We start from the raw sequence: 10,137 nt of genomic DNA on the forward strand, positions 1-10,137 counted from the left end.
TCGGTCAGGGTGCGGGGGGAACGTACTGGTCACGGCCGTTCGCCGGGTACGGCGAGCTGTACGGCCGCTCCTGGCGGACGGCGGGCCCGCCGTACCGCGCGGCCACGGCGCGTGGGCGGGTGAGGCGGTGGACTTCGCGGGGGCCGACCGCCTCGGGAGCCGGGCTTGCGCCGGCACCGTCGACCGGCGCGATCAGTGCGGGCCGCGGCGTGCGGCCTGCTCCACGGCGAGGCCGCCGGGGCGCCGATGCGCTGTTCGCCGCCCCGGCGGCGTGCCGATGGGCACGGGCTCGGGTCCGCTGCCGCATGCCTCTGTCAGCCGTCGCGCCCGCCCGCACCGGCGGACGGCTCGGTCTGGTGCTCCCCGGCCGCAGCGGCTGCGGCCGGGGAGCACGGGCCGTTCACCGGATCCCGACGCCGCCGGATGTGCTCAGCGACGACCGGATCCGCTGGTGTGACAGACCCTCAGTTTGCCGCCCCGATGGTCTTCGCGGCCGCCGGTGCCGGCTCCTCGGCAGGGGCCTGGCCGAGCGCCTCCGGCCAGCCGCGTCCGGTGAGCACCGCGAGCGCGCCCACCACGCAGGCGACGGCGGCAGTGACGTAGGCGATGTGGTAGCCGTGCAGCGTGCCGGAGGTTCCCGCACTGGCGGACGCGGACGCCACCACCACGAGCACGGCGACGCCCACGCTGGAGCCGATCTGCTGCGCGGTTACGTTCACCGCGCCGCCCACGCCGTGCTGGTGCTGCGGGATGCCCGTCAACGAGGCGGCCGTCATCGCGGGGAACCCGAAGCCCTGGCCGATGCCGCACAGCACCAGGCCCGGCAGCACGTACCAGTAGTTGCCGTCCAGCGGGGTCAGCACCCAGGTGAGCACGCCGAGGCCGATCAGTGTCAGGGATGCGGTCATCAGACCCCTCATGCCCAGCTTGCCGAACAGCTTCGGGGTGAAGAAGTTCGACACCACGAACACCGTCAGCGGATTGGCGATCGTGGCCAGGCCCGACTCCACCGGCGAGAAGCCCAGCATGCCCTGCAGGTACAGGGGAGCGAAGAACAGCAGGCCGATCGAGGCGGTGCAGAACAGGAATGCGGTCAGCGAGCTGGCCCGCACGGGCGCGGAGCGGAAGACGGACAGCGGCAGCAGCGGCTGGGCCGTGGTGCTCTCGCGGACGACGAACAGCACCAGCATGATCGCGGCCGCCACCAGCGACACGATGGTGCCAGCGTCCTCCCAGCCGGACTGGCCGCCGCGGCTGACGCCGAAGACGGCCAGAATCAGGCCGACGGTGACCGTGATGGCACCGGGGGCGTCCACCGGCTGGCTGGAGCGCTCACCGGCCGGCAGCGCCGCCTTGATGCCCGCGAGCACGACCGCGCCGAACAGCACCAGGAAGACCAGCACCGCCCGCCATGAGAACACCTGGGTCAGCACACCGCCCAGGACCAGGCCGCCGCTGATGCTCGCGGCACCCACGCCGGCGTAGACACTGAACGCCTTGTTGCGCGCCGGGCCCTCCGGGAAGACCTCGGTGAGCAGTGCCAGCGCAGCCGGGCCGGACAGGGCCGCGCCGACGCCCTGCACGGCCCGGGCGACGATCAGCAGCGCCACGTTCGGCGCGACTGCGCCGGCCAGGGCGCCGACGGTGAACAGCACCACGCCAAGGGTGAACACGAAGCGCCGCCCCAGCACGTCGGCCAGCCGGCCACCGAACAGCAGGAAGCCCGCGAAGGTGACGGCGTAGGACGTCATCGCCCACTGCAGCGTCGCGTCGCTTAGGTGGAACTGTTCGCCGATGCGCGGCAGGGCGGCGTTCATGACGGCCAGACCACCGAGATCGAGCGCGAGTGCCCCGCAGAGCACGCCGAGGGAGAGCCGCTGGAGGCTCCGCCCAGCCGGTGCGGTCGTGTCCGCAGGACGTGGTGAGGGATTGGTACCCAAGGAACACTCCTCATCTGGAAAGGAAGCACGCGTACCGGTTCGCAGACGAGGAAGGAGCCGCTGCGCCTGCGCATTCTCCGTTTTCGTGCGCACCGGTTGGCGGCGGTGTCGGCATCCACACCGGCGCATTGGAAGTGAACCGGAGGAAGGAGTGCCGGGTCCAATAACTGCTTTTATGACGAGCAGTTATAGTCGCTGCGTGCGCAGGCCTTGGCGGCCGATGGCGCCCCGGCCTGCGACGGAGAATGCGTCGACGGTTCCGGCTACAGCTTCGACTTCACTTCCTCGGCCACCCACGCGAGCGCGTCACCGGTCGCGGACGCCTCGACGGGCATCCACAACGAGCACATGGAGATCCCCGCCTCCGCCAGCGCAGCCAGCTCGTCGACCACGCTCGCCGCACTGGGCCGGGCGCCGCCCAGCGCCCGGCCCGGCATCGGACGGCCCTGCGGCAGGCCTGGAGGCACCAGGAAGCACACCAGGCTGAGTTCGAGCCGCTCGGCGTCGTACCCGGTCTCCTCGCCGAGCCGGCGCAACTGGGCGCGCAGCGCCGCGGCACCGCGCGGGTCCAGCCCGCCCCCGTGCCAGCCGTCACCCAGCCGCAGAGCTCGCTTCAGGGCGGGTTCGCTGTGCCCGCCGACCCACACCCGGGGGCCGCCGGGCGTGCGCGGGACGACACCGATCCGCGCCTCCCGCAGCGTGGTGTACCGGCCCTCGAAGCTGGTGGGGCCGCCCTGCCATAGCGCCCGCATCACCTGCAGCGCCTCGTCGGTGCGCGTGCCGCGCTGCCGGACGGGCACGCCCAGCGCGGCGAACTCGTCCTCGTTCCAGCCCGTGCCGACTCCCAGCGTGAAGCGCCCCCCTGACACCACATCAAGGGTTGACGCCTGGTTGGCCAGCACCACCGGGTTGTAGTACGGCGTCACCAGGACGCTGGTGGCCAGCCGGATGCGCGAGGTGGCGCCGGCCACCGCGGCCAGCAGAACCAGCGGGTCGGCGGCCGAGCCGTTCGCGTTGGCGAGTACATGGCCGGACATGAGTACGTAGTGGAAGCCGAGTTCCTCGACCCGGCGTGCCGTATCCACGGCCAGGGTGCCGTCGTCGGTTGGGAAAGGGGGTTCGACGGAGACGCCGAGTTCCATGAAGTGCTCCAAACAACAGGACAGTTGTCATCGTGCTCAGGCGGAAGAGCTCTGACGGTCGGACAGCGGTTCTTGGGACCAGCCGAGGCGGAGAACCAGGTCAGCGAAGTTGCGTACCAAGGAGTGCGGGCGCTCGGCGGGCCATGCCAGCCCTATGCGCTGCGGCGGTGCGTCCGCCAGCGGCTTCCAGCACAGATCCGGGCGCTGGTACAGCCGGGCCACCGACTGCGGCAGCACGCACATGCCGCCGCCCGAGGCCACGTTCTCCAGCAGTTCCTCGACGTTGTCGGCCGGCATGGCGCACAACGGATCGCTCTCCCACGGCGCCGCGGCGAGTGCGCCGCCGTTCACCCGCCACGCGTCCGCCCCCAGATCCGCCAGGTCCACCCGGCTCTGGTGAGCCAGCGGGTGTCCCTCGGCGATGCCCAGCATCCGCGTCTCCTCGGCGATCACCTCCACGGCCAGGCCGGTGGTGTCGGCGGGCAGCCACAGGAAGGCCGCGTCGACCATTCCCTGCCGCAGCTGCGCAGTGCCCTGGTCGGCCAGGTAGGTGTGCGGCTGGACCAGCACCGGGGCGAAACGCAGGCTGAACGCCCCGGCGGCCTCGGCCATCAGCGCGTTCATGCCAAGCGAAGGGCAGCCCACCCGGAGCCGGTTGTCGGTGAGGGCGGAAGCGGCGCGGGCCAGGCGGGTGGCCTTCTCCCACATCAGCAGCGTCTGCCGGGCCGGCTCCAGCAGCGCCCCGCCCGCAGCCGTCAGCCGCACGTCACGCGTGTTGCGCGCGAACAGGGGCGCGCCGATCTGCTCCTCCAGCAGGCGCATCTGCCGGCTGACGGCGGGCTGCGAGACGCCGAGGCGCTCCGCGGCGGCGCTGAAGCTCATCTCTTCGGCCACGGCCACGAAGTACCGCAAGGTCTGCGTCCGGACATCCATCGTTCCCCGCTCCACGACGGCTCCCCACTATGGCAGCGCATTAGGGCCCAGTGCGCCGCCGCGGCCCGGCAGCGGGCAAACATGCGCCTACTTCGTCAGGTCCGGGAACACCCGGCAGGTCCGGGAAGGCCCCGGCAGGCCCCGGGCACGGCGAAGGGCCGTCGCCGCAGTGTCCGCGGCGACGGCCCCCGGGTGCCGGTCGGGTGCCGCTCAGGGGCCCAGGAACAGCCCGCCGGCGACGTCGATGCGCTGGCCGGTGATCCAACGGGCGTCGTCCGAGGCGAAGAACGACACCGCGTCGGCGATGTCCGCAGGCGCTCCGATCCGGCCCAGCGCGGTCATGGCGATCGCGTTCGCCGTCGCCTGGGCGTCCACTTCCATCCAGGGGTTCATGTCCGTGTCGGTGATGCCCGGGGAGACCGAGTTGACCGTGATGCCCTGCGGTCCCAGGTTCTTGGCCAGGGTCCGGGTCATGGCGTCGACCGCCCCCTTGGTCATCGAGTAGACGACCTGGGGGATCGCCATCCAGGTCACCCCGGAGGAGATGTTGACGACCCGTGAACCCTTCCCCAGCACCGGCAGCAGCCGCTGCACCAGGAAGAACGGCGCGCGCACGTTCACCGCGAACAGCCGGTCGAACTCGGCCCCGTCCGCCTCCTCCAGCGTGCCGCCGAACAGCGCCGCGTTGTTGACCAGCACGTCCAGCTGCCCGCCGTCGAGCCACGGCAGCAGCTGGGACACCACCTGCTCGACGCCGTCGTCGGCGGACAGGTCCGCCCGCACCGCGACCGCCTGCCCTCCGTCGCGCCGGATGGCGTCCACCACCTCGTTCGCGGCGTCCGCACTGCCGTTGTAGTGGACCGCCACCCGCGCTCCGTCGGCCGCCAGCCGGGTGCCGATGGCCCGGCCGATCCCCCGGGAGGCGCCGGTGACCAGCGCCGTCTTGCCCTGCAACTGTGCCATGTCATTCCTTCCCGGCGCGGACTACAGACGGAACAGGCCGGGGTCGGCCACCACGACGTCCAGCAGCATGGGCCCGTCCGTGGACATCGCCGTCTTCAGGGCCGCCTGCAGCTGTTCCGGCGTCTCGATCCGCTCGGCGGGGCAGCCGAAGCCGCGCGCCAGCTGGGCCATGTCGACGCCGCTCAGGTCCCAGCCCTCCTGCCAGGCGTTCTGCCCGGCCTCGTCCAGGTAGTACTTCAGCGACAGGTATCCCGAGTTGTTCGGGATGACGAAGGTGACCGGCAGGTTGTAGCGCGCCGCGGTCCACAGCGCGTGCAGCGTGTACTGCGCCGAGCCCTCACCGGTGACCACCACGACCCGCTGGTCCGGCCTGGCCACCGCGTAGCCGACACCGCCGGCGAACGGGAAGCCCAGCGCACCGCTGGCCGTGGCGAAGTAGCCGTTCTGCGGACCGAGCGGCAGCTGCTCGTGGAAGTCGGCACGGGCGATCGGCAGCTCCTCGAACACCTGTGCGTCCTCGGGCAGCACCTGCGCCAGCTGGTGGAACAGGTAGGCCTGCGACAGAGGCGTCGACGGCTCGGGCACCGCCACCTCGGCCCGCTGCACCACGGGCGCCGCCGCGCGCTCGCGCTGCACGGCCAGCGGAACCAGGTCCCGCACCGCCTGCGCCGGCGGGCAGACCACCGCGCTGTCCGCCAGCGACCACGCGGCCGCCTCCGGGTCATCGGTGACGTGGATGACCCTCGTGCCCTCCGGCAGCCGCGGCTGGTCGCTCTGATCGAGCGGCGCCGGGGCGGTGGAGAACAGGTCCGCGGTGGTGAACAGCGTGAACGTCGGGCTGCCCAGCACCACCACCACGTCGTGCTCCGCCAGCCGCTGGTTGATCAGCTCCGGCAACGGGGCCAGCACTCCGCCGAACAGCGGGTGGGTCTCCGGGAAACTGCCGCGCGGCCACACCGGGCTGCCGTACACCGTGGCGTTCAGCCGCTCCGCCAGCCGCACCAGCTCCGTGCGCGCCCCGCCGATCTCCACGCCGGGACCGGCGACCAGCGCCGGACGCTCGGCGCCGTTCAGCGCCTCGGCGATCTCGGAGATCACCGCGGGGTCGGGGACGACAGCGCTGCGCACCGTGCGCGGCTTCAGCGGCGTCGGGCTCGCCGGGCGCACCCAGTCGTCTTCCGGCACAGCGACGAACACCGGGCCGGCCGGGGCCTGCGCCGCGATGTGGTAGGCCTTCTCGATCAGCGCCGGGATGTCCTGCGGGCGAGCCGGCTCACCCGACCACTTGATGTACGGCCGGGGCAGCGAGGGCGCCTCCGTGGCGTTGAGGAAAGGCTCGCCGAGCAGCAGCTTGCGCGCCTGCTGGCCGCCGAGGATGACCATCGGGGTGTGCGCGCTGGCCGCGGTGTAGACCGAGCCCATGGCGTTGCCGAGGCCCGGACCGCCGTTGATGATCACCAGTGAGGGCTTGCCGGTGGCCTGCGCATAGCCGTCCGCCATGCCGACCACGCTCGACTCGTGCAGGCCGGTGATGAACTTGAAGTCGTCGGGCCACTCGTCGAAGAGCTTCATCTCGGTGTGGCTGGGGTTGCTGAAGATCGTCGTCAGGCCCAGCTGGCGCAAGAGGTCCAGCGTGGCGTCCCGCACGGTGCGGGACCCTGCTCCATCCTGTGTCACGGTCACTCCTGCCTCGTAACGGTCGGGCCGATCCGGGAGCGCCGAGCCGTACCCGTATGCCGCGGTGTCAATTGCAGGCTCAGTTCGCGCGACCCGTCGCCGCAAGAACAGGACGACAATTCACGGCTACTTCGTCAGCTACCGCACGGATTGCAGCCCCAACTTAACGACCTGTCGGCTTCTGCTCTGCCCGGCCTAGCCGCGCCGCCCCAGGAGTACTTAGCGTCGTCGCCATGGGCCGGTTCAGGCCCGAGGCGGCAATGCGGCCGGCCACGCCAATCCGACGAGGAGAGCAGCGGTGACCATACCCATAGCGGTGCTGGGATTTGCCAGCGCCCGTCCGGAGAAATCCGCGGAGTTACAGGACGCCCTCTTGGCCCTCGCCGACCGCGCCCGCCGGGAGCCCGGATGCATCGACTACCGGGTGCACCAGGCGTCCGAGGACAAGGACATGTTCGTGTTCTACGAGGTCTGGCGCAGCCAGGAGGACCTCGACGTACACCTCGCGCTGCCCTACGTGGCCGACTTCATGGCCGAGCGGATGACCTACCTGCGGCGCGACATCGACCACCGTGTGCTGGAGGTCTGCGAACCCGTGGGCGCCGGGGAGGGCCGGTGACCGGAGCGGAAGGCGTGCTGCACCTGCGCCCCGAGGGCGGCCGGACGATCTGGTTCGGTGACGCCGTCTACTCGTTCAAGGCGACCAAGGAATCCACCGGCGGCCGGCTCACCCTCGCCGAGGCGTCCGTTCCTCCCGGGAGCGGCCCGCCCCCGCACCTGCACCGGGAACTCGACGAAGCCTTCTACATCCTGTCCGGGCGGTTCGAATTCCTCTCCGGGGACAGCACCTTCGAGGCCGGCCCCGGAGACTTCGTTTACATACCGCACGGCGTCAGGCACCGCTTCCGGAATGCCGGAACCCATCCCGGTCGCCTGATCTTCCTTTTCACGCCCGGTGGGATGGACGAATATTTCACCGAAATCGGAGAAACGGCCCGCGCGGGAGTAGCCCCCGCCCCGCTGACCCCCGAGCAGATCCGGCTGATCGGCGACCTGGCCCCTCGACACGGCCTTGTCCTTCATCCGCCCGCCCAGCCAGACGCACACGGCTCGACTTCACCGGAGGATGCGCCATGACCGACTCCCAGACCACGCACCGGGTCGTCCAGGACTACTTCACCGCCCTGGAGCAGGGCGACCTCGACGGCGCCCTGTCCCTGCTCTCTCCCGACATCGACTTCACCCTGCCCCAGGACCAGTGGAACGCCGTCGTCCCCTACCTGGGCCGCCACCGCGGCCTCGATGCCGTCCGTGAGGCGTTCGCCGTCCGCGGCGAAACCACCGAGGTCCTCGACTACGAGCTGCGCGACCTGCGCGCCCAGGGGGACACCGCGGTCGCCGTCATCTACACCAAGGCCCGGCACACCCGCACCGGCGAACTGTTCGAGATCGAGGACGCCCACGTCCTCGTCGTCGGCGACGACGAGCGCATCGCCACCTGGAAGGTGTACTTCGACCCCAACGGCGAGATCGCGGCGTTCACCAAGGACCGCGAGGAGCGCCTCGCCGCAGCCGTCGCCGCAGGCGACCGCGAGCTGGCCGCCGAGCTGCTGCGCTTCGGCGGCGATGTCAACCACCGCGACGCCAGCGGCCTGACCCTGCTCATGACCGCTGCCGGCCACGCCGACCTGCCCATGGTCCGCCTCCTGCTGGACGCCGGCGCCGACGTCTACGCCGCCGACAGCGGAGCCGGCGCCACCGCGCTGCACAAGGCGTGCCAGGGCGGCAGCCTGCCGGTCGTCCAGGCGCTCGTCGAGGCCGGCGCCTTCATCGACGCGGTGGCGCCCACCACCGGCCACACCCCCGTCATGGACGCGGTGTGGTTCAAGTACCCGGAGATCGCCAAGTACCTGGTCGACCGCGGCGCCGGCCTCAACCTCAGCACCCACTACGGCTTCTCCCTCCAGCAGCACTTCGAGTACGAGCTCAACGTCAACGAGTCCGGCAAGGAGGACCTCCTGCTGGCGGAGAAGTACCTGCGCGAACGCCAGGCGTCCGACGCCGCGCAGGCCGCGTCGCAGAAGCTGATGGCCGCGGTCACCGCCGGGGACGCCGCCGAGGTGCGCCGCCTGCTCGCCGCCGGAGCCGAGGTCGACGAGCGGTTCCCGATCGTCAACGGCTTCAACGACGCGCACACCCCGCTGCTGGTCGCCGCCCGCGACGGTCACATCGAGATCGTGCGGATCCTCCTGGAGGCCGGTGCCGACGTGAACGCGACGGAGCCGACCTTCGGCGCCGTGCCGCTGCACAAGGCCGTCTACAACGGCCACGTCGAGTCCACCCGCATCATCGCCTCCTGGCCCGGCGTGGACCTGGACTTCCAGGGCGCCACCAACGGCTACACCCCCCTCCACGACGCGCTGTGGCACGGCTACGAGGAGTGCTCGCTCGCCGTCCTGGAGGCCGGCGCCGACCTGCACCTGGTCGGCCACGACGGCAAGACCCCCCTGGACCTCGCCACCGAGGTCTTCGGCACCGGCCACCGGGTCACCGAAGCGATCCGCAACCGCCTCGCCTGATCCCGGACACTCAGGAGGAGCACCATGGGTATTCCCCCCAGGGAACGGATCGCCGCCGCCGTCCGCGACTTCCTCGCGTTCCTCGAACGCAAGGACATCGACTCCTGGATCCGCCTCTGGGATCCCGACGGCGAGCAGTTCTACCCCTACGGCACCGAGATGTTCCCGCCCCGCATCGCCGGCCGCAACGCGGTCCACGCACGCTGGAAGTCGCTGCCCGACATGTTCGAGTCGCTGAGCTTCCCGCTGCTGGAGCTGTGGATCGACGGGGACACCGCCATCGCCCGTTTCGACGGCCACCTGGTCAAGAAGGACGGGACCGTCTACCGCAACAGCTACATCTGCACCTTCACCTTCACCGAAGCCGGCCTGATCAGCCGCTACCGCGAGTACTTCGACCCGATTCTGGCCGGCGCCGCCTTCGGCCTCGCCGAGACCACCTACCTGTCGTCCTGACAAGGAGCCACGGACCCGTGAAGGCCGTCGTCATGGCAGGGGGCGAGGGAACCCGCCTGCGTCCGCTCACCGCGAACCTCCCCAAGCCGCTGCTCCCGGTCGCCAACCGGCCGATCATGGAGCACGTGCTGCGCCTGCTGCGCAAACACGGCTTGCACGAGACGGTGATTACCGTCCAGTTCCTCGCCCAACTCGTCCGCAGCCGCTTCGGCACCGGAGACGAGCTGGGCATGGAACTGACCTACGCGCACGAGGAACGCCCGCTGGGCACAGCGGGCAGCGTCAAGAACGCCGAGAGCGCCCTGAAGGACGACACCTTCCTGGTCATCTCCGGAGACGCGCTCACGGACTTCGACCTCGGTGAGCTGATCCGCTTCTGACCCGAATCCGCAGGTAGTAGGGCGGTGTGGCGACTGATTTGACGACAGGTGCCCGTGCTGGTTTGAG

The 10,137-nt window shown here is 70.9% G+C and carries 9 protein-coding genes and 1 pseudogene; 5 read left to right on the forward strand and 5 right to left on the reverse strand.

Going from position 1 to position 10,137, the window contains the following annotated elements; genetic code table 11:
• Positions 1–464: 464 nt before the first annotated feature.
• The 5 genes from ACRWND_RS29420 to mdlC all read right to left on the reverse strand — a co-directional run bounded on the left by ACRWND_RS29420 (position 465) and on the right by mdlC (position 6,655).
• Entirely contained in the window at positions 465–1,940 is a 1,476-nt protein-coding gene (locus tag ACRWND_RS29420) for an MFS transporter (protein ID WP_431954787.1), read from the reverse strand.
• A gap of 263 nt (positions 1,941–2,203) precedes the next feature.
• Positions 2,204–3,082, reverse strand: coding sequence for a TIGR03619 family F420-dependent LLM class oxidoreductase (locus ACRWND_RS29425; RefSeq protein ID WP_431954789.1), 879 nt, complete (start codon positions 3,080–3,082; stop codon positions 2,204–2,206).
• Positions 3,083–3,118: 36 nt separating this feature from the next.
• Positions 3,119–4,015, reverse strand: coding sequence for a LysR family transcriptional regulator (locus tag ACRWND_RS29430; protein WP_431954791.1), 897 nt, complete (start codon positions 4,013–4,015; stop codon positions 3,119–3,121).
• A 210-nt stretch (positions 4,016–4,225) separates the two neighbouring features.
• Positions 4,226–4,978 (reverse strand): SDR family NAD(P)-dependent oxidoreductase, encoded by a 753-nt coding sequence (locus ACRWND_RS29435; protein ID WP_431954793.1) that lies wholly within the window; start codon positions 4,976–4,978, stop codon positions 4,226–4,228.
• A 21-nt stretch (positions 4,979–4,999) separates the two neighbouring features.
• Positions 5,000–6,655: a benzoylformate decarboxylase gene (gene mdlC, locus ACRWND_RS29440; protein ID WP_431954795.1), complete on the reverse strand. Its 1,656-nt coding sequence runs from the start codon at positions 6,653–6,655 to the stop codon at positions 5,000–5,002.
• Between the two features lie 298 nt (positions 6,656–6,953).
• Between mdlC and ACRWND_RS29445 the strand changes: the two genes are divergently transcribed.
• The 5 genes and pseudogenes from ACRWND_RS29445 to ACRWND_RS29465 all read left to right on the forward strand — a co-directional run.
• Entirely contained in the window at positions 6,954–7,274 is a 321-nt protein-coding gene (locus ACRWND_RS29445; RefSeq protein WP_431954797.1) for a putative quinol monooxygenase, read from the forward strand.
• On the forward strand, positions 7,271–7,792 hold the full coding sequence (locus ACRWND_RS29450; protein ID WP_431954799.1) for a cupin domain-containing protein: 522 nt from the start codon (positions 7,271–7,273) through the stop codon (positions 7,790–7,792). Before ACRWND_RS29445 ends, ACRWND_RS29450 begins: the two co-directional genes overlap by 4 nt.
• Positions 7,789–9,234, forward strand: a complete 1,446-nt coding sequence (locus ACRWND_RS29455) for an ankyrin repeat domain-containing protein (protein WP_431954801.1) — start codon at positions 7,789–7,791, stop codon at positions 9,232–9,234. The genes ACRWND_RS29450 and ACRWND_RS29455 overlap by 4 nt, the downstream gene beginning before the upstream one ends.
• Positions 9,235–9,258: 24 nt before the next feature.
• Positions 9,259–9,690: a nuclear transport factor 2 family protein gene (locus ACRWND_RS29460; RefSeq protein ID WP_431954802.1), complete on the forward strand. Its 432-nt coding sequence runs from the start codon at positions 9,259–9,261 to the stop codon at positions 9,688–9,690.
• 17 nt (positions 9,691–9,707) lie between these two features.
• A pseudogene (locus ACRWND_RS29465) lies at positions 9,708–10,067 on the forward strand (nucleotidyltransferase family protein); the annotation flags it as partial.
• Positions 10,068–10,137: the final 70 nt, after the last annotated feature.

This window comes from Actinacidiphila sp. bgisy167 (assembly GCF_965342175.1).
Taxonomy (GTDB): Bacteria; Actinomycetota; Actinomycetes; order Streptomycetales; family Streptomycetaceae; genus Actinacidiphila.

What these genes read in the sequence shown, in the direction of transcription:
- ACRWND_RS29425 (WP_431954789.1), bottom strand. Translation starts at nt 3,082, where the DNA reads ATGGAACTCGGCGTCTCCGTCGAACCCCCTTTCCCAACCGACGACGGC.
- ACRWND_RS29430 (WP_431954791.1), bottom strand. Translation starts at nt 4,015, where the DNA reads ATGGATGTCCGGACGCAGACCTTGCGGTACTTCGTGGCCGTGGCCGAA.
- ACRWND_RS29435 (WP_431954793.1), bottom strand. Translation starts at nt 4,978, where the DNA reads ATGGCACAGTTGCAGGGCAAGACGGCGCTGGTCACCGGCGCCTCCCGG.
- ACRWND_RS29455 (WP_431954801.1), top strand. Translation starts at nt 7,789, where the DNA reads ATGACCGACTCCCAGACCACGCACCGGGTCGTCCAGGACTACTTCACC.
- ACRWND_RS29460 (WP_431954802.1), top strand. Translation starts at nt 9,259, where the DNA reads ATGGGTATTCCCCCCAGGGAACGGATCGCCGCCGCCGTCCGCGACTTC.